15 protein-coding genes and 1 pseudogene are annotated in these 18,636 nt (G+C 68.5%); 6 read left to right on the forward strand and 10 right to left on the reverse strand.

Features of this window, described 5'->3' with window-relative positions; all coding sequences use genetic code 11:
• Positions 1–123 precede the first annotated feature (123 nt).
• Complete coding sequence (locus WS49_RS13760) at positions 124–1,170, forward strand: DNA topoisomerase IB (RefSeq protein ID WP_059529191.1); 1,047 nt, start codon at positions 124–126, stop codon at positions 1,168–1,170.
• A 51-nt stretch (positions 1,171–1,221) separates the two neighbouring features.
• Here the strand turns inward: WS49_RS13760 and pqqE are convergent, their stop codons facing one another.
• The 6 genes from pqqE to WS49_RS13785 all read right to left on the reverse strand — a co-directional run bounded on the left by pqqE (position 1,222) and on the right by WS49_RS13785 (position 6,721).
• Entirely contained in the window at positions 1,222–2,340 is a 1,119-nt protein-coding gene (gene pqqE, locus WS49_RS13765) for a pyrroloquinoline quinone biosynthesis protein PqqE (protein WP_059529243.1), read from the reverse strand.
• A gap of 16 nt (positions 2,341–2,356) precedes the next feature.
• The gene (pqqD, locus tag WS49_RS13770) at positions 2,357–2,638 is read right to left on the reverse strand and encodes a pyrroloquinoline quinone biosynthesis peptide chaperone PqqD (protein WP_006751646.1); all 282 of its coding nucleotides are present in this window, start codon (positions 2,636–2,638) and stop codon (positions 2,357–2,359) included.
• On the reverse strand, positions 2,635–3,354 hold the full coding sequence (pqqC, locus tag WS49_RS13775; RefSeq protein WP_059529194.1) for a pyrroloquinoline-quinone synthase PqqC: 720 nt from the start codon (positions 3,352–3,354) through the stop codon (positions 2,635–2,637). Before pqqC ends, pqqD begins: the two co-directional genes overlap by 4 nt.
• 2 nt (positions 3,355–3,356) lie before the next feature.
• On the reverse strand, positions 3,357–4,280 hold the full coding sequence (pqqB, locus tag WS49_RS13780) for a pyrroloquinoline quinone biosynthesis protein PqqB (RefSeq protein WP_059529197.1): 924 nt from the start codon (positions 4,278–4,280) through the stop codon (positions 3,357–3,359).
• Between the two features lie 64 nt (positions 4,281–4,344).
• Complete coding sequence (pqqA, locus tag WS49_RS33555; RefSeq protein ID WP_006410019.1) at positions 4,345–4,419, reverse strand: pyrroloquinoline quinone precursor peptide PqqA; 75 nt, start codon at positions 4,417–4,419, stop codon at positions 4,345–4,347.
• 292 nt (positions 4,420–4,711) lie between these two features.
• Positions 4,712–6,721 carry a sigma-54-dependent Fis family transcriptional regulator gene (locus WS49_RS13785; RefSeq protein WP_059529200.1) on the reverse strand — a complete coding sequence of 670 codons (2,010 nt, stop codon included), beginning with the start codon at positions 6,719–6,721 and terminating at the stop codon, positions 4,712–4,714.
• A gap of 333 nt (positions 6,722–7,054) precedes the next feature.
• Here WS49_RS13785 and WS49_RS13790 point away from each other — a divergent pair, with 333 nt between their 5' ends.
• Positions 7,055–8,032, forward strand: coding sequence for an alpha/beta fold hydrolase (locus WS49_RS13790; RefSeq protein ID WP_059529203.1), 978 nt, complete (start codon positions 7,055–7,057; stop codon positions 8,030–8,032).
• Here the strand turns inward: WS49_RS13790 and WS49_RS13795 are convergent.
• The 4 genes from WS49_RS13795 to WS49_RS36065 form a co-directional block, all read right to left on the reverse strand.
• Positions 8,017–10,317 (reverse strand): TonB-dependent receptor, encoded by a 2,301-nt coding sequence (locus tag WS49_RS13795; RefSeq protein WP_059529207.1) that lies wholly within the window; start codon positions 10,315–10,317, stop codon positions 8,017–8,019. The two genes, WS49_RS13790 and WS49_RS13795, sit on opposite strands and share 16 nt — an antisense overlap.
• 88 nt (positions 10,318–10,405) lie before the next feature.
• On the reverse strand, positions 10,406–10,834 hold the full coding sequence (locus WS49_RS13800) for an ExbD/TolR family protein (RefSeq protein WP_059529210.1): 429 nt from the start codon (positions 10,832–10,834) through the stop codon (positions 10,406–10,408).
• Positions 10,831–11,550, reverse strand: a complete 720-nt coding sequence (locus tag WS49_RS13805) for a MotA/TolQ/ExbB proton channel family protein (RefSeq protein WP_059529213.1) — start codon at positions 11,548–11,550, stop codon at positions 10,831–10,833. Before WS49_RS13805 ends, WS49_RS13800 begins: the two co-directional genes overlap by 4 nt.
• 10 nt (positions 11,551–11,560) lie before the next feature.
• Complete coding sequence (locus tag WS49_RS36065; RefSeq protein ID WP_082725517.1) at positions 11,561–12,346, reverse strand: energy transducer TonB; 786 nt, start codon at positions 12,344–12,346, stop codon at positions 11,561–11,563.
• A 540-nt stretch (positions 12,347–12,886) separates the two neighbouring features.
• On the opposite strand from WS49_RS36065, the gene WS49_RS13815 reads away from it, so the two are divergent.
• The 4 genes and pseudogenes from WS49_RS13815 (at position 12,887) to WS49_RS13830 (ending at position 18,220) form a co-directional block, all read left to right on the forward strand.
• Complete coding sequence (locus WS49_RS13815) at positions 12,887–14,614, forward strand: methanol/ethanol family PQQ-dependent dehydrogenase (protein ID WP_059529219.1); 1,728 nt, start codon at positions 12,887–12,889, stop codon at positions 14,612–14,614.
• Positions 14,615–14,696: 82 nt separating this feature from the next.
• Positions 14,697–15,956, forward strand: coding sequence for a c-type cytochrome (locus tag WS49_RS13820; protein ID WP_059529223.1), 1,260 nt, complete (start codon positions 14,697–14,699; stop codon positions 15,954–15,956).
• A gap of 75 nt (positions 15,957–16,031) precedes the next feature.
• Positions 16,032–16,349 carry a high-potential iron-sulfur protein gene (locus tag WS49_RS13825; RefSeq protein ID WP_059510566.1) on the forward strand — a complete coding sequence of 106 codons (318 nt, stop codon included), beginning with the start codon at positions 16,032–16,034 and terminating at the stop codon, positions 16,347–16,349.
• Positions 16,333–18,220 (forward strand): annotated as a pseudogene (locus WS49_RS13830) (sigma-70 family RNA polymerase sigma factor). Before WS49_RS13825 ends, WS49_RS13830 begins: the two are co-directional and overlap by 17 nt.
• Positions 18,221–18,636: the final 416 nt, after the last annotated feature.

An 18,636-nucleotide genomic window follows, 5' to 3' on the forward strand; every position in this document is an offset into this window, starting at 1 on the left:
CCTTGCAAGCGCCGTTCGCGCCCCGCGACGGCCGCTCCGACAACAAGGAGAACGACGATGCCCGCCGTGCGTGAACCCCCGAACGCCGCACATGGAAACGCTCGTCCGCTGGCGCCTCGCGCCATGAAGAAGCGCGCGTCCCGGCGCGGCTCCGGCACCGAAACCGGCGATCGTTCGGCCGCGCCGCTGCGCCATGTCGACGACCGGCATCCCGGCTACACGCGCCGGCGGTTGCGTCACGGCTTCGCGTACTACACGCAGGACGGCGTCCGGATCCGCGACGCCGACGAAATCGCCCGCATCGATGCGCTCGCGATTCCGCCGGCGTATACCGACGTCTGGATCTGCATGGACCCGCGCGGCCACTTGCAGGCGACCGGGCGAGATGCGCGCGGGCGCAAGCAGTATCGCTATCACCCGCAGTGGCGCGAGACGCGCGACGCGAACAAGTACGCGCGGATGGCGGCCTTCGCCCGCGCACTGCCGCGCATCCGCACGCGCGTCGCGCGTGATCTGGCACTGCCCGGGATGCCGCGCGACAAGATCGTCGCGACGATCGTCCGGCTGCTCGACACGACGCTCGCGCGGATCGGCAACGCCGAATACGCACGCGAGAACGCGTCGTACGGGCTCACCACACTGCGCAAGCGCCACGTGACGATCCGGCCGGGACAGGTTCGCCTGCGCTTCACGGGCAAGAGCGGCATCGAGCATGACGTGACCGTGGAAGATCCGCGCGTCGGCCGGATCGTGCGGCGCTGCGCGGAGTTGCCCGGGCACGAGTTGTTCCAGTATGTGGACGACGACGGCGCACGTCATTCGATCGGCTCGTCCGACGTGAACGATTATCTGCGCGAGGCGGCGGGCGCGGAGTTCACCGCGAAGGATTACCGGACCTGGGCGGGCAGCGTTCAGGCGCTGGCGTTGCTGCGGCGCATCCCGCATGAGGACGTCACGCAGGCGCGCAAGCAGATCGTCGAGACGGTGCGGGCCGTCGCCGACATATTGCGCAACACGCCGGCCGTATGCCGGCGCTGCTACATCCACCCGGCGGTGCTCGATGCGTTCGAGGCCGGGATGCTCGCGGCGCTGGAGGTACGCCGCTCGCCGCGAGGGCTGCGCGTGGACGAGGCCGCGTTCGCGGCGTTGCTCGAACAGGCGGTGCGTTGATCGTCGAGGAAGTCAAGAAAGTGACGTGCCCGATGCAGCGGCTCGCGCCGCTCATCGCCCGACAGAATTCGCAGCACTGCGAAAGATCAGCGGACGCTCGTCCTGTCGCCCTGCCCGTCGCGCGAACTGCACGGCCTGCTCGACCCGGCCGTGATGCGGAGACTTCGCGCAGACCGGATCGGCCTGCGCCGGATCGGCGGCCAGCATGTACGCCTGGCATCGGCACCCGCCATGATCCGCATGGCGCTCGTCACAGGTGCGGCACGGGTCGCGCATCCAGCCGTCACCGCGAAACGCGTTGAACGCGTCGCTTTCGTACCAGATGTCCTTCAGCGACCGGTCACGCACGTTCGGCAGCACGAGACCGGGCAATCCGCGCGCGGCATGGCACGGCAGCGCGGTGCCGTCCGGTGCGACGCCGAGGAACACCGAGCCCCAGCCGTTCATGCAGGCCTTCGGCCGCTGCTCGAAGTAGTCGGGCACGACGAACAGGATCTTGCACCGTTCGCCGACGAGCTTGCGGTAGCGGTTGACCGTTTCCTCCGCTTCGCGCAGTTGTTCGGCGGTCGGCATCAGCTGGTCGCGATTCAGCATCGCCCAGCCGTAGTACTGCGTATTCGCGAGTTCGAGAAAATCCGCGCCGAGGTCGAGCGCCATCTCGATGATCTGGCCGACGTGCGGCAGGTTGTACCGATGCAGCACGCAGTTCAGCACCATCGGATAGCCGTGCGACTTGATCAGCCGCCCGACGCCGCGCTTGAGGTCGAAGGTGCGCGTGCTGGTCAGGAAGTCGTTCAGCTCGCGCGTCGAATCCTGCAGCGACAGCTGGATATGATCGAGCCCGACCGCCTTGAGCCGGTCGATGCGCGTGGCATTCAGGCCCACGCCCGACGTGATCAGGTTGGTATAGAAACCCAGCGACCGCGCATGCTCGACCAGCACCTCCAGGTCGCCGCGCTGCAGCGGTTCGCCGCCGGAAAAGCCGATCTGCGCGGCGCCGAGCGCGCGCGCGTCGCTGATCACCGTGCGCCATGCGTCGGTATCGAGCTCCGCGCCGTGCGTCGCGAAATCGACGGGGTTGTAGCAGAACGCGCAGTGCAGCGGACAGCGGTATGTGAGCTCGGCAAGCAGCCAAAGCGGCGCGGACGGCCGGTTCGGGGGTGGGGTCATGTCCATGTCAGTCGAGTCAGTCGAGCCAGCCGCGCAGTCGCGCATGATCGAGGAAGCGATAGACGTCCGACGCAAGGTCCGACGTGCTGAACAGCCGCTCGAGTTCGTCGATGATGTCGTCGAGCTCGCGCGTGCCGTCGCAGCGCGCGAGGATCTCGCCCGCGCTCGGGTTGAGCCGGACCATGCCTTCCGGATACAGGAGCACGTACGCATCCTGGGCCGCCTCCCATTGCAGGCGGTACATGCCCCTCAGCGAGGGGCGCAGCGGCACGCCGCTGACGGCGTCGTTGGAGTTCATGCGGGATACGCCTTTTCAATCGCATCGAGAATCGACCACAGCACATCCAGCTTGAACGACAGGATGTCGAGCGCGCGCCGTTGCGCGTCCGGTGTCGTGAAATGGTTCAGCGTCACCGCGAGCCCGTGTTCGACGTCGCGCTGCGCGAGCGGCACGCGGCTGCGGAAATACTGCAGCCCGGCCGCCTCGATCCACGGATAGTGGGACGGCCAGCCCGCGAGCCGGTCGAGGTGGATCTGCGGCGCGAACATCTCGGTCAGCGACGAGCACACGGCCTCCTGCCACGGCGCGCGCCGCGCGAAATTGACGTAGGCGTCGACCGCGAACCGCACGCCGGGCAGCACATGCTCGAGCGACCACAACTCCGCGCGCTCGATGCCGACCGCCTCGCCGAGCCGCGCCCATGCCTCGATCCCGCCTTCCTGGCCGCCGTGACCGTCGTGGTCGAGAATCCGCTCGACCCACAGCCGGCGCGTGTCGCGATCCGGGCAATTGGACAGGATCGCCGCGTCCTTCAGCGGAATGCTGATCTGATAGTAGAAGCGGTTCGCGACCCAGCCGCGAATCTGCGCCGGTGAACACGCGCCGCTATTCAGGCGGCGGTTGAATGGATGGTGGATGTGATAGCGCGATTCGAGCGCGCGCAGGCGCGCCTCGAACTCCTGCGCACTCCAGGGCGTCGCGTGCAGCGCCGCGGCGGGAATCGGTGCGTTCATGGTCAGACCTCGAATTGCATGCCGTCGTGGGCGACCTCGATGCCGTGCTCGCGCAATTGCGCGCGCTGCGCGGAACCGGGGTCGAGAATCGGATTCGTGTTGTTGATGTGCGTGAGGACCTTGCGCGTGTGCGTCGGCAACAGCCGAAGGCGGTCGATCATGCCCGGCCGCGCCGCGTCGCCGCACTGCTCGAGATGCCCCATGTCGGCCGCGTGCTTCGACGACAGGCCGAGGTCGATCATCTCCGTGCCGGTCCAGAACGTGCCGTCCACCAGCACGAGGTCGGCGTCGCGCATCGCGGCGCGCACGCCGTCGTCGACGTCGGCGAGCCCCGGCGCATAGAACGCCTGTCGGCCGCTCGTCGTATCCTCGATCAGGAGTGCGATGTTGTCGCCCGGCACGCTCGCCTCCCGGCGCGGCGAATAAGGCGGCGGCTTGCTGTCGACCGGCACGGCGGTGAAGCGGATGCCGCCGGCGCCCGGTATCGCGAACGGTTCGCCCGGTGCGATCGTGTGAACGTCGACGCCGCAATAGTGGCCGAGCAGCGGCACGAGCGGCAGCCCGGTCGACAGGTCGTCGAGCACCGGCGCGCTCGCATACAGCGGCAGCGGCGACGTGCGTTCGCGCAGCATCAGCAGGCCCGTCACATGATCGATCTGCGCGTCGCACAGCACGACGGCGACGATCGCGCTGTCGCGGATCGCGCGAGCCGGCTGCAGGTCGGGGGCGGCGCGCAGCTGCGCGAGGATGTCCGGCGACGCATTCACCAGCACCCAGTCGACGCCGTCGCCGCTGACGGCGATCGACGATTGCGTGCGCGGCACGATGCCGTCGGTGCCGGCCCGCGCGCGACGGCAGTTGCCGCAGTTGCAGTTCCATTGCGGCAGTCCGCCGCCGGCGCCCGAGCCGAGTATCTTGATCTTCATCTGCGTATGCTCCCGGTGCCGCCCGCATCGTGTCCGTCGATGCGGGCGGCACAGCGCGCGTCGATCAACGGTTGGCGATGTACATCGTGATTTCGAAACCGAAACGCAGGTCGGTATAGGCCGGGGTGGTCCATTGCATGATGTGTCTCCTTGTTGAGTGGGTGAGTCGAAAAAACCGCATCGATCGAGCGGCCGATACCCATTCAGCAAGGAGCGTGCCGGGGCGGGACTTGCGTCGCGCAGCGGCGTGCGAAAGCATGCGGCAGCCACCGGGTGGTCACGGCACCGTCATTTTTACGATTTGCAAACGTAAAGATTTCAGAAACCGTCTGGCGACGGCTCATGTGACGCACGGCCGGTTGAGCAAGTGTTGAATCCTTGAACACCGGGTGTTGCAACCTGACACACCGGTGTGACAGTCGCGGCTTGCGTCACGGTTCGTCCCGCTCCAGCGCATCCGGTCCGGCGGGCGGCATCTTGCGGTAGATCGTGTTGCGCGATACGCCGAGCGCGCGTGCGGCGGCCGACACGTTGCCGCCGTGACGCGCGAGCGCGGCCGCGATCGCGGAGGCGGCCACGTCCTGCAGCCGCGCATCGCAGGCCGTGGTCGCGAACGCCGGCGCTTCCGATGCGAGCGGCGCAGGCGCACAGGTCTCCTGCGCCGCCGGGCCGCCGTCGCACCGCACGTCGTCGAAGAAATCGTCCGGCAAATGCTCGCAGCGAATCTCGCAGTCGTCGTCGACCATCGCGGCCGCCGTGCGCAGCAGGTTCGCGAGCTGCCGGAAGTTGCCCGGCCACGCGCAGCGCTCGAACAGCGCCATCACGTCGGGCGCGACGCTCAACGGCCGGCGCCCGGGCCCCGACAACGTCTCCCGTTGCAGCATCTTCTGGACGACCACCGCGAGGTCCGTGCGGTCGCGCAGCGGCGGCAGGCGCACGACGAGGCCGTTGAGCCGGTAGTACAGGTCTTCGCGAAAGCGGTTCTGCGCGATCATGTCGCGCAGGTCGCGGTGCGTCGCGCAGATGATCGCGATGTCGACGCCGATCGCCTTCGTCGAGCCGAGCGGGTTGACGACGCGCTCCTGCAGCACGCGCAGCAGCCGCACCTGCAGCGGATACGGCATGTCGCCGATTTCGTCGAGAAACAGCGTGCCGCCGTTGGCCTGCAGCAGCTTGCCGGTCGCGCCCTTGCGGCGCGCGCCGGTAAACGCGCCCTCCTCGTAGCCGAACAGCTCGGATTCGATCAGCGTCTCCGGTATCGACGCGCAGTTGACCGCGACGAACGGCCCGTCGCGGCGGGGCGAGTCGTTGTGGATCGCCTGCGCGAGCAACTCCTTGCCGGTGCCCGTCTCGCCGGTGATCAGCACCGGAATGTCCTTGCCGATGACCTTGCAGACCTTCGCGATCACCGCCGCCACCTGCGGATCGCCGGTGTCGAGATAGCTCAGCCGCGACAGGCTCGCCGCGCCCTGCGCGGCTGGCGGCCGCGCGGCCGACGCGGCGCCGTCGTGCACTTCGGCGGGCCGGCTGCCCTCGGCCCGCAATGCGCGCCGGAACTGCACGCGCGCGCAGACCACCGCGCCGTTGCCGAGGTTCAACGACACGTGCTGCTCGGTGCTCGCGCGCATCCGGTCGATCAGCTGCGCGCTCGTCACGTCGAACAGCGACGCGAGCGTATGTGCGCGCAGCGCGGCGAGCGGCATCCCGAGCTGGAACTGCGCGCTGCGATTCGCCGACAGGAAGCGGCCGTCCGCGGTGAACGCGACGATCCCTTCCATCAACGTTCCGAGGAATTCGGGGCGGCCGTGAAACGACACCTGCAGCGTTTCCTGGAACGTCGTCGTGAACAGGTGGTTCTCGATCATCTGCACCGACATCTTCGCGAGCGCCATCGTGTGCTGGTGATAGCTGCGATGATCGCCCGTCACGTCGAGCACGCCGATCGCGTCGCCGTACGGGTCGAGGATCGGCACGCTCGAGCAGGTCAGGAAATGATTCGCGGCCAGGAAGTGCTGGTCGCCGTGCACGACCATCGGGCACAGCTCGGCGAGCGCGGTGCCGATCGCGTTGGTGCCCTGCCGGCTCTCCGCCCAGTTCGCGCCGGGGCGCAGCGCGACCCGTTCGGCGCGCCGCAAAAAGTCGTCGTCGCCGATCGAATGCAGGATCAGCCCTTCCGCATCGGTCAGCACGATCATGCTCTGCGTATTGACGATCTGCTCGTGCAGCGTCTCCATCACGGGCATCGCATGCACGCACAGCACGCGGTTCTGCTCGCGCTTGAGCGCCAGCGCGGCGCCGGACAGCAGGTCGTAGTCGGGACGTGCAGACGCCTGCAGGCCGAACGTCTCGGACCGCTCATGGGACTTCTGGATCGTCGGCGTCGGCCAGCCGGGCGCATGCGTAGCCCGTGCGTTGGCCGTCGGATGAACGTCATCGCGCATTGTCTCCTCCGGGGATCCTTCCGGTCGGTGCCGGACTTTGTGCTGGATCAAGCAAACTTCGGGCCACGCTGTCGGCAGCGCTGGCGTCGGGCGCCGTGCATCATCGCTCGACGCCCACCGAAATCAAAATGAAAGCAACGTCGATTGCATGCGGTGCAGGCGACGCGCCGGGACGCAATATCGCGATTCCGCCGGCCGCCGCTACCCGATCGATCCCGATCGTGGTCGCTGGCGCGATTCTGGCTTTGACGTGAGTCAAGCCCCGGCCTGTTGTCGGGTTCTCCCGGATCCACCCGTTACGGCGTTGACCCGTCATCCTCTTTGCGACACGACATGACGCAGCGACTGCCCCGACCTGCCCTGTCCCGCGACGCATGCCGGATCGCGTGGACCGAATTCGGCAACCCGCACGGCGATCCGGTCGTCGTGCTGCACGGCGGCCCCGGCAGCGGGAGCCGACCGGCGGTGCTCGGCCTGTTCGACCTGGCACGCATGCGCGTCGTGCTGGTTGACCAGCGCGGCGCGGGCGCATCGACGCCGCGCGGCGGCCTGCGTCACAACAACACGATGCGTCTGATCGGCGATCTCGACGCGCTGCGTGCACGGCTCGGCATCGCGCGCTGGTGCGTCGTCGGCGGTTCGTGGGGCGCGGCGCTCGCGCTCGCCTACGCGGGACGGCATCCGTCGCGCGTGACGGGCGTCGTGCTGCGCGGGTTGTTTCTGACGTCGTCTCGCGAAGTGCGCGGCCTGTTCGTCGGCACGCGCGCACGGGCGCCACGGGCCTGGCAGCGCCTGACTGCCGCCGCCGGCACAGCGCGCGCCGATCGCCTGATCGCCTGCTGCGCGCGGCGTCTCCAGCCGGGCGCCGGTGCGGCGCGGCAGCGTGCAGTCGCGCTCGCATGGAACGCGTATGAGGATGCGGTCCTGACCGGGCGGCCGGCGCGCGGCGCGCGGCCGACGCAACCCGCCATCGACCGGCTGATCGACAAATACCGGATCCAGGCGCACTACCTGCAACGCGACTGCTGGCTCGGCGAGCGCCGGTTGCTGGCGCTGGCGCGGCGGGCCGCGCAGGCCGGCGTGCCGCTGCATGCCGTGCACGGCACGCGCGACCGCGTGTGCCCGGTCGACAACGTCGATCGGCTCGCGCGCGCGGTGCCGGCGGCCGTCGTCGAGCGCGTGCCGGCCGGGCATCTCATGAGCGACGACGCCCTTGCGCGTAGCGTCGCTCGCGCGGTTCGCCAGATGCTCGCCGTCACGGCAGCGGACGCACCGCAACACGCCGAGCCGCCCGTTCAGTCCCACGCATAGCGCGCGCCCACCCACGCGCCGCGCGGCGCGCCCGGTCCGACGAACTGCTCGTTGACGGCGTTGAGCCCGTCGAACGAATGATTCGGACCGTTGAAGAAATTCCGGCCGAGCATCCCGAAGCTCGCGTAGCGCTTGTCGAGCAGGTTGGTGATCGACGCGAACAGCTGCAGGCGCTTCGTCACCTGCCACGTCGTGTCGAGGTCGATCAGGACATAGCCGGGCACTTTCCCGTTCACGTCCTGGTTGTTCTCGTCGCCGCGCGCGAACACCCCGCTGCGATACGTGATGTTGGTGCCGACGTTCCACTTCGGCGTCGCCGCATAGTCGAGCCTCAGCTTCACGGTGCTCGACGGAATCCCGGGAATGCGGTCGCCGGAGCGAACGACGATGTTGCCTTGCGCATTGGCGCTCGAATTGCTCGCGCTGCTTTCGGTCCACGTCGAGCGGTAGGTGGCGTCGACATAGCTGTAGCTGACACCGATCCCGACCGGCCCCAGCCGCGTATGGCCCGCCAGCTCGAAGCCTTGCCGGCGCGTCTTGCCGACGTTCTGGAAATAGCCGAGCGTGCTCGCGCCCCCGTTGCTGCTGACGAACTGGATGTCGTCGTCGAGCGTCGTGCTGTAGACGGCCGCGCTCCACGTCGTCGCCTCACCGCTTCGGCCGCGCGCGCCCAACTCGATCGTCTTCGCGATCACCGGCTTCAGCGCCGGGTCGGCGAGAAAGTCGTTCGGCAAGGAACACGGCGCGGCCGGATCGGCGCATGCGAGCTCGATCGCGGTCGGCGAGCGCATTCCTTCGTTGTACGTCGCATATGCGGTGAAGCCGGGCACCGGATTCCACGTCACGCCGACGGCCGGATTGAACCGCGAGAACGTATGACGCGCGGTGAGCAACGGCTGCAGGCCGCTCGCGTCCTCGATCGCCGCGCGCGACCAGTTGAAGCGGCCGGCCAGCGTCAGCGACCATTGCCGCGTCAGCGCCAGCGTGTCGTCGAAGTAGACGCCGTAGCTGGCGTTGCGCGTCTTCGCGTGCGTCTTCCGGGTGAAGTCGCCGATGCCGACCGTCGCACGCGTATCCGTAAACATCGCATCCTGCGACGACTGCTCGAAGCCCGAGTTAGCGAGATCGGCGGACGCGCCCACGACGAACTGGTTGTCCAGGCCCGCGAGCTTGCCGAGCAGCGTCAGCTGCAGGTTCGCGCCGTAGCTGTCGGTCGTGATCACCGAGCGGTCGTTGGTCGCCTGCACGGTGTCGGTGGCGCCGCTGCCGTCGATGCTGCCGAAATCGTCGTTCACGTTGCTGCTGGTGTTGGTGTTGCGGTAATGCCGGTAATAGGCGTTGCCGCTGAGCTGCACGTGATCGCCGAAAGAATGGTCGCCCGACACGGTGACGTACGCGGCGCTGTTGCGATTCAGGTCTGGATAGGTGTAGGCCTGCGCGCGATTGTCGAGAAACGAGCGCGGAATCGTCTGCGAGCCTTGCAGCGCATTGTCCGCGCCGCCGGCCGAGATCGACAGCGCCGTATCGGCGTCGGTGTAGCGCAGCTTGCCGAATCCCTGCCGCACGCGGCTCGCATTGTGATCGGCCCAGCCGTTGTCGTTCGCAACGTTGCCCGTCACGTAGTAATCGAGGTTGCCGCCGATGCGCCCGCCCTGCTCGATCTGCGCGGTCTTGCGGCCCCACGAGCCGACCGACACCTGTGCGGTACCGCCCGGGCTCGTCTTGCCGTTCTTCGTCGTGATCGCGAGCGCGCCGCCGAGCGTGTTGAGCCCGTAGGTCGGATTCGAGCCGGGAATCAACTGCATCGTGTCGATCGCCGCCTGCGGGATGAGATCCCAGTTCACGACGTCGCCGAACGGCTCGTTCACGCGCACGCCGTCGACGAACACCGACAGCCCCTGCGGCGTGCCGACGACCGGCGATGCCGTGAAGCCGCGGTAGTTCACGTCGGTCTGGTATGGATTGCCCTGCGCCTCGTTGATATCGACGCTCGACACGTTCTTCTCGAAGTAGTCGGTCAGTACGCTGCCGTGCTGACGCGCGATGTCCTCGCCGCGAATCGTCTGGACGTTGGCCGGCACGCGCGACAGCGGCGTGCCGATCCCGAGCAGCGGCGTCGTGCCGACGACGACGATCGGCGCGAGCGTCGGCGCATCGACATTGCCTGCCGGTTCGACCTGCGCCGACGCCGACGTCAGCCAGCCGCCAAGCATGCCGCCGAAGCACAGCGTGACGCCCGCGCGCCGGGCGACGAAGCGGCGCTTCGCCCCATCCGTTTCCTTCATCTCCACGTCTCCTCTTTTCTTGTCTGATCGTCGTTATATCGTTGTCCGTACCGATATGTCGGTGGCGACTCGGCTGACGTCGATCACCTCACCGTGCCGTACCGGCATCGCCGTCCGACGTCGCGATCGCCACATGCGCGACACGCGCGCGCCCGATCGACGCGATGACACCGGCCACGGTGCCGAACGACTCGTTGCGGTCCGCGTGCAGGCTGACGCTCGTCCACGGGTCGCGCGCGACGCGGCGTGCCAGCACGGCTTCGACCTCGGCTGCCTTGACCTGCGCACCGTCGATACGGACCGCGCCGTGCGCGTCGACGGTCACGGTGACGGTCGATGCACGCATGTCGCGCGCCGGGGCGGCCGTCTTCGGCAGGTCGATGCGGATCGCATGCGTCATCAGCGGGGCGGCGACCATGAAGATCACCAGCAACACGAGGACGACGTCGACGAGCGGCGTCACGTTGATCTCGCCGAGCGGTTCGCCCGCGTCGGCTTCGCGGTTATCCGTCCTCATACGGCCGCCCGACGCACGGCGCTTGCGTTGCTCGCGGCCGGAAGCGCGGCATGCACCGGCGCGTCGATCCTGAACCGCCGCTGCTCGGCCAGCGCGATCAGGTCCTGCCCGAACTCGTCGAGCCCGGCCGTCACGGTCTTGACCCGCCGCAGGAACAGGTTGTACGCCAGCACGGCCGGAATCGCGACGCCGATGCCGATGCCGGTCGCGACCAGCGCCTGGCCGATCGGCCCCGCGATCGCATCGATGCCGTTCGTGGCCGACGCCGTCATCGACTGCAACGTATGGACGATGCCGAACACGGTGCCGAACAGCCCGACGAACGGCGCGACGTTCGCGATCGATGCGAGCACGGTAAGCCCGCGCTCGAGCGACCGCTGCGCGCGCCGGATCTCGCGTGCGACCGTGCGTTCGAGCAGATCGCGGCGATCCCACGCGACCAGCGCCGCAGGTGCGTGCGGCTCGGGTGCGTCGAGATCGCGCAATGCGATGCACACGGCACCTTGCAGATGCGCGTTCAGGCTGGCGGCCGCATCGTCGTCCGTCGGCATCGACAGCGCCGGGCGATCGCCGCGGCGCGCGGCAAAACGGCGGTTGGCGAGCGCGACGCGTGCATACAGCGTCGCCTTGACGACGATCAGCGTCCAGGTGATCGCCGACAGCATCGCGAGGAGTGCAAACGCGCCCGCGACCGCGTAGTGAATGTAATCTGACATGACGGATTCCTTAGTTTCCGAGTTTGAACACGACCGGCACCCTGACCCAGCCGTCGATCGATTCCGTGCCGCGCTTCGCCGGCACGAAACGCCAGTCCATGACCGCCGCGACGGCCGCGTCGTCGAGCGCGTCGTGTCCGCTGCTCGCCGACAGCCGCACCTGATCGGGCCGGCCGTTCGCGAGCACATGCACGTTCAGGAACGTGGTGCCTTCCCAGCCGCGCCGCTGTGCGACGTCCGGATAGTCGGGCGCCGGGTTGCGCAGGTACGCCGCCGCGAAGCGCGGTGCGGTGACGGGTTCTGGTTTGGGTTCGGTAGACGACCGCGCGCCCGGCATCGCATGCGCGGCATCCGTCGCGGTATCCGCCGCTGCATTTTCAGCGGCAGGCTGAGCCGATTCCTGCCCCGGCACGGTTCGCCCACGTTCACTGTCCGGCTGCGCCGCCGCGATGGCGGCGGCTGGCTTGTGCGAAGGACCTGCATGATCGGCCTGACGCGTTGCGGCCACACTCGGCCGAGCCTCTCGATGCACGGCTGTTTGTCGGCTCGAATGCGACGGCATAGCCGCGTGAGGAACCTGCGTCGCGGCATCCCCCCGACGATGCACACCCGGCTCTGCCGCCCGCGCGAATTCGCTCGCGTCCACCTCGACGGCGAGTGCGCGCGGCAGCGTCGGGCGTCCATCGGATACCCATGCGTGCCAGAGGGCGACCACGATGACCGCATGAACGGCGAATACCGTTATCGCGACGGCTGGCAACGGTTCGCGGGCTCGCGCGGCCTGCGGCATCTCCATCGTCGCCGCGTACGGGCCGGCGGGCGCGACGCCGTATGCGAGCGCGACCACGCGGCGGCGCTCGCACCCGCGAGCAGCATCGGACGAAATCGGGACATGCATGGCGGTCTCTCGTTGCGCGGAATCATTCCCGTGTCGAACGGCAAGAAGCATGCCGATCCGCACAACACCCGGCCGGCCGCCGATCGAAGCCGCCACGCATCGCTACGCAACCGCGCACCTGTTGCAGTTCGTGCCACCCCTGTTGCGCCTGTGTCAATTTGGATCAACGAGGCGACGCCTGCGGCCGCGCACCGCACTGTCATGTTTCGCAACACTCGACCCGCGGCTGTCCCCGAACGCAACACACGCGGATCATCCGCGCCACGCCGCGCACGTCGTCGCGGCGCGCACGATCGGCCGCTCCGCCTTGCGCGACAGGGCGCGCGCCTCAATGGCATGCGATTTGCGTGATTGGCTGCGCACTGGCCCCGGATCCCCACCCTGCCGGCCCGGCCATGTGTTGGCCGCGGTGCGACCACAATGACTCTGGAGACAACCATGAAAAAACTCTCGGCTTCGACGAGCCGACTGGCAACGATCGGAATCGCGGCGGCGGCCGCGATCGCCCTGAATCCCGGCCTGGTGGACGCTGCCGCGGATTATCCGGCCGTCACGTACCAGCGGCTCACGGATGCGCAACGCGATCCGGGCTGGCTCACCTACTACCGCACGTACAACGGCCAGGCGCATTCGCCGCTCAAGCAGATCGACGCGTCGAACGTGAAGCAGCTCACGCAAGCGTGGAGCTACAAGTTTCCGGCCGAGCTGAAGCAGGGCTTCGAAGCCACGCCGATCGTCAACGGCCGCTACCTGTTCGTGACCACGCCGAAGGACAACGTGTACGCGTTCGACGCGGCCACCGGCACGCAATTGTGGAAATACGAACCGAAACTCGGCGCCGAATCATTCAAGACGGCCTGCTGCGACGTCGTGAACCGCGGCGTCGCGCTGTACGGCAAGAACGTCTACGTCGCGATGCTGAGCGGCGAGGTGGCCGCGCTGGATGCACAGACCGGCGCGCTCGTGTGGAAGAAGCAGATGTTCGAGCCGGGGCTCGGTTATGCGTTCTCGCTCGCGCCGCTCGCGCTCGACGGCGCGATCGTCGTCGGCAGCTCGGGCGGCGAATACGGCGCACGCGGCTTCATCGCGGCGCTCAGCCCGAACGACGGCACGCTGCTGTGGAAACGCTTCACCATTCCCGGCCAGGGCGAGAAGCACGCTGACACCTGGCCCGACGGCATGCAGGCGCACGGCGGCGCACCGGCCTGGCTGACCGGCACCTACGACGCGGCGACGCGCACGCTGTACTGGGGCGTCGGCAACCCGGGGCCGTGGCTTGCCGACCTGCGCCCGGGCGACAACCTGTACTCCGATTCGCTGCTCGCACTGGATCCGAAGAACGGCGACCTCAAGTGGCACTACCAGTACACGAAGCACGACACCTGGGACTATGACGGCGTCAACACCCCCGTGCTTGCGACGATCAAGTACAAAGGCAAGGAGCACGACGCGATCATCCACGCGGACCGCAACGGCTACTTCCATGCGATCGATCGCGACACCGGCAAGCTGATCTATGCGGAGCCGTTCGTGAAGGCGACGTCGGTGACCGGCTACACGGAAGACGGCGCGCCGATCCAGGATCCCGCGAAGTATCCGAAGGTCGGCACGACGATCGACACGTGCCCGAGCTTCCTCGGCGGCAAGAACTGGTGGTCGGTGTCGTACGACCCCGTGCGCCATCTCGCGATCGTGCCGGCACTGCATGCGTGCATGAGCTTGTCGGGCAAGTCGGTCAACTACATGGAAGGGCTGCCGTATCTCGGCGAAGGCTTCGAGATCAAGCCCGAGCCGGGCAGCGAAGGCTACGGCGAACTCCAGGCGATCGACGTGAACACCGGCAAGAAGGTATGGAGCCACTGGAGCAAGCTGCCGTGGAACGGCGGCGTCGCGACGACCGCGAGCGGCCTCGCGTTCAGCGGCTCGCTCGACGGCCACCTGTACGCGTTCGACGTCGCCACCGGCAAGGTGCTGTGGGAGAGCCCGAAGCTCGCGAGCGGGATCATCGCGCAGCCATCCGTCTTTGAAGTCGACGGCAAGGAGTACGTAGCGGTACTCGCCGGCTACGGCGGCGCGAATCCGATCTGGGGCGGCCCGATGGCCAAGGCGGCGGACGACGTGCCGCGCGGCGGCACGCTGTACGTGTTCGCCCTCGACCGCGGCTGATCGACACCCGGCCAACCGTTTTGCGTCCGCGCCGCCGGCGCGGGCGCCCCTCCCTTTCGCCTGTTCAACCGAGCGTACGATCATGAACATCCGACTTTCCCGCCTCGCCGTGGCCTGTGCGCTCGCGGCAGGCACGGCGCTGACACCGGCGCTCTCCACGGCCGCGACGGCGGTGCGCGTCTGCTCGCTGCCGGGCACGCCGACGGCCGCGCTCGACAAGGCCGTCGCTCGCGACGTGTTCCGCACGGCCGGCATCGCCGCGAGCTTCTCCGGGCATGACGCGGGCGGCAACGACGACGACGGCGTGTCCGCGCATGAGCTCGCCGGCATCCTCGAACACGACTGCGACGTGCTCGCCGGTTTTCCGCGCTCGGCCATCGCCGACGCATCCGATACGAAACTGCTGTTCTCGCAGGGCTACCTGCGCTCGGGCTACGTAAGCGTCACGCGCCGCGATGCCGGCGCGCCGGCCACCGGCCGCGAAATCGTTGCGGCGACCTACGCGAGCCCCGCGCAATTGATCGCAGTTCAGCAGAAGAACGCGCGCTTCGATCTCGAGAACACGTCCGAGCAAACGGTCGACGCGGTCGCGCGCGGCCGCGCGCATCGCGCGATCGTCTGGTATCCGGCAGTCGTCGCGTATCAGGCCGCCCATCCGAAACAGGCGTTCCGCATCGGCGCGACGTCGTCGCCGTATGCAGAATGGCAGCTCACGTTTGCATTCGCGCCGCGCTCGGCCGAGTTGCAGCAACGTATCGACGCGGCACTCACGCAAATGAAGAACAACGGCCGGCTCGCCGCATTGACCCGCAAGTGGACGCTGCCCGGCAGCGCGCTCGAGGCGCACGAGTCGCGCATGCCGTCTCGTTTCCTCGACGGCGCGACGGCGAGCGCAGGCCGCGTGCCCGGTAGCCTGCTGCGCGCGCGCAACGCGCCGGCCGGCGGCGGCTTCATCCGCGTCGGCGCGAGCACCGGTGACGCCGCGCCGTCCTTCGACGCGGCCCAGGTCGCCCACGGCAAGGAAATCTACGGCAATGCGTGCGCCAAGTGCCACGGCGCCGATCTCGAAGGCAACACCGCGCCCGCGTTGAGCGGCCCATCGTTCGCGCCGCTGTCGCATTCGCACCTGACGATCGGCGGCGTGTTCGGCTACATGGCGACCAACATGCCGGCGGACCAGCCGGGCAAGTTGAAGGACGAAGAATACGCGGACCTGATGGCCTTCCTGCTCGCGTCGAACGGCTATGCCGCCAGCAAGAACAAGTTGACGGCCGATACCGCTCACGCGTCGACCGCGCCGCTCGTCGCCGGGCCCGCCGCGCACAAGGACGCGAGCCAGTAACACAGGGCAAGCGGCTTCGCCACGCGATGCGGGCCGCGCCCTTCCCCACGATTTCATCTTCAACAGGAAACGACCGTGACGTACCCGACCTCCCGCAGAACCTTCATCATCAACGCCATCGGCCTGTGCGCGACGCTCGCCGCCGCACGCACCGCATGCGCGGCGCCGCCCCTCGTCGACGAGAACGACCCCGCCGCGAAGACGCTCGGCTATCGCGCGCATGCGTCCAGCGTGGACGCCGCGCAGTTCCCGAAATACCAGGCCGGCCAGCGCTGTGCAAATTGCCGCTTCTACAAGGGTGAAGCGGCGGACACCGCCGGCACGTGTCCGATGTTCGCCGGCAAGCTGGTCGCGGCGGACGGCTGGTGCAACGTGTATGCGAAGCGCGCGTGACGCGTCGCGCGACGGGCTGCCGGTGCGACACGCACCGGCGCCGGCGGCCGGCAGCGACGACGGCGCGCCGCCGCACGCGGTCGCGCATCTGCACGCGCTGATCGCGACCGGCCTGTCGCGCGGCTTCGTCACGCGCGGCGACATCATCGACGCGCTGCCCGACGACGATGCGAGCGAGAGCCGCATCGATGCGGCCGCCGCCGTGCTCGCCGAACTCGGCATCGCGGTGTCAGACAGCGCCGATGCCGCGAGCGGCTGGACGCTCGACCGCTACTTCCGGCCGGCGCCGCCCGCCCGTGCGTGGGTCGACGGCGCCGGCACGCTCGCCGCCGCCGACCTGCTCGCGCCGCGCACGACCGATCCGGTCCCGGCTGTACCTGCGCGAGATGGGCACGACGCCGCTCCTCACCCGCGATGAGGAATTCGCATATGCGCAGCGCATCGAGCGCGGCCGCGCGGCGTCGGTCGCGGTGCTGTGCGGGGATCCCGATGCGCTCGACGCGCTCGTGTCGATTCGTACCGAGATCGTCGAATGCCGAGCCGCCGCATCGACCTATGTGATCTTCCTCGCCGACGCCACGCGCGACGCTCGACCGTCCAATAGCGCCGATGCAGGCGCCTCGCCTGCCGCCGTCGGCGAGCCCGGGCGCGACGACGAGGCGCCATCGGAGGATTCGGCCTGGCGCGACGCGGTACTGGCACGGCTCGCCCGCATCGACGCATTCGCGGACGGCATTCGTGCCGCGCTGGCCTCGGGTGGCACCGCGTCTGCCGCGTATCGCATGCACGTACGCGACGCCGCCGCGCTGCTCGGCACGCTGTGTCTGTCCGCTCGCACACTCGAACGAATGAGCGAACCGTTACGCAGCCGCGCGCGCCGGCACCGCGCGCTGCGCGGCCGGCTGACACGATTGTTGGCCGACGTGGGCGTCCCGCCCTCGTTCGCGCAGACGGACCACGACGATCACGCCGGCTGGCTCGCGTCGTGCATTGCCGCGCATCCGGCCTGCGCGCCGACACTGACGCGACGCGCGGCCGAATTCGTCGACGCACGCGTCGCGATCGTGCGCGATGCCCCGTCGTCGGAACTGCCGCCCGGCGCGACCGCGTCGCTCGACGCCCGGCTCGGCGCGATCGAACGCGCGATGCAGCCGGCGAAAGCGGGCTTGTTCGACGCGAACCTGCGGCTCGTCGTGTCGATCGCGAAGCGCTATCCCGATCGCGGGCTGCCGTTCGCGGACCTGATCCAGGAAGGCAACATCGGCCTGTTGAAGGCCATCGAGCGCTACGACTACCGGCGCGGCTTCCGATTCTCGACCTACGCGACCTAGTGGATCCGGCAGGCGATCACGCATGCGCTCGCCGACCTCGGCCGCACGATCCGCGTGCCGACGCATACGGTCGACGCGCTGAACAAGCTGACGCGGCTCGCACGTGAGCATCGGCAACGCGCGGGCACGGCCGCGACGCCTGCCGAACTGGCCGTCCACATGGGCGAGCCGGTCGACAAGGTGCGCGATCTGATGGCGATCGTGAAGGAACCGGTGTCGGCGGACCTGCCGGTTTCGCCGGAAGGCGACATGACGTTCGCCGACGTCGCGCCGGATCTGTCGTCGCCGTCGCCCGAGGACGCAGCCGGCGCCACCCAGTTGCGCAACACGATCGCTGCCGCGATCGACCGGCTGCCGCCGCGCGAGGCGATGGTGCTTCGGCTGCGCTACGGGCTGCACGCGGACGAAGGCTGTTCGCTCCGCGACATTGGCCGGCAGATGAACCTGTCCGCCGAACGCGTGCGGCAGATCGAGGCGTCGGCGCTCACGCGCCTTCGTACGTCCGACGCGCTCGACGTGCTGCGGTCGTTCATCCCATAGCGCGGCCTCAGTCCCACGGCGCGCACGCCGCGCGTCGCGCGTCGTGCGTCGTGTTGACGCCTGCAACACACCCTGCTGCATTTCGACGCAACGTTCACGCTGACAAGAACGCCGATCGTTCCGTCTTTCATTGCTCTGCAATGCAGATCAATTATCGGGAACCGCGCGCCACCGTGCACACCCGCCTTTCCGGCCGAAGACCCACGCAATTGGCATGCAAGTTGCGTTTCAACGGTCATGCGACACCCAACGCTTTCCATGGAGACCATCTTGACTGCCCTCGTATCGATCCTGCACGAGCGCCGAATCTTCGAACCGACGGCCGACACGCGCGAGCGCGCGACCATTTCCGGCATGCCGGTCTACCGCGCGCTGGCCGCCGAAGCCGAGCAGGATTACGAAGGCTTCTGGGCGCG

Origin of the sequence: Burkholderia sp. RF7-non_BP4 (assembly GCF_001521935.1) — a bacterium.
Classification (GTDB): domain Bacteria; phylum Pseudomonadota; class Gammaproteobacteria; order Burkholderiales; family Burkholderiaceae; genus Burkholderia; species Burkholderia diffusa.

Coding starts and splice junctions, on each gene's coding strand:
- WS49_RS13760 (WP_059529191.1), top strand. CDS start 124: ATGAAGAAGCGCGCGTCCCGGCGCGGCTCCGGCACCGAAACCGGCGAT.
- pqqE (WP_059529243.1), bottom strand. CDS start 2,340: ATGACCCCACCCCCGAACCGGCCGTCCGCGCCGCTTTGGCTGCTTGCC.
- pqqD (WP_006751646.1), bottom strand. CDS start 2,638: ATGAACTCCAACGACGCCGTCAGCGGCGTGCCGCTGCGCCCCTCGCTG.
- pqqC (WP_059529194.1), bottom strand. CDS start 3,354: ATGAACGCACCGATTCCCGCCGCGGCGCTGCACGCGACGCCCTGGAGT.
- pqqB (WP_059529197.1), bottom strand. CDS start 4,280: ATGAAGATCAAGATACTCGGCTCGGGCGCCGGCGGCGGACTGCCGCAA.
- WS49_RS13785 (WP_059529200.1), bottom strand. CDS start 6,721: ATGCGCGATGACGTTCATCCGACGGCCAACGCACGGGCTACGCATGCG.
- WS49_RS13790 (WP_059529203.1), top strand. CDS start 7,055: ATGACGCAGCGACTGCCCCGACCTGCCCTGTCCCGCGACGCATGCCGG.
- WS49_RS13795 (WP_059529207.1), bottom strand. CDS start 10,317: ATGAAGGAAACGGATGGGGCGAAGCGCCGCTTCGTCGCCCGGCGCGCG.
- WS49_RS13800 (WP_059529210.1), bottom strand. CDS start 10,834: ATGAGGACGGATAACCGCGAAGCCGACGCGGGCGAACCGCTCGGCGAG.
- WS49_RS13805 (WP_059529213.1), bottom strand. CDS start 11,550: ATGTCAGATTACATTCACTACGCGGTCGCGGGCGCGTTTGCACTCCTC.
- WS49_RS36065 (WP_082725517.1), bottom strand. CDS start 12,346: ATGGAGATGCCGCAGGCCGCGCGAGCCCGCGAACCGTTGCCAGCCGTC.
- WS49_RS13815 (WP_059529219.1), top strand. CDS start 12,887: ATGAAAAAACTCTCGGCTTCGACGAGCCGACTGGCAACGATCGGAATC.
- WS49_RS13820 (WP_059529223.1), top strand. CDS start 14,697: ATGAACATCCGACTTTCCCGCCTCGCCGTGGCCTGTGCGCTCGCGGCA.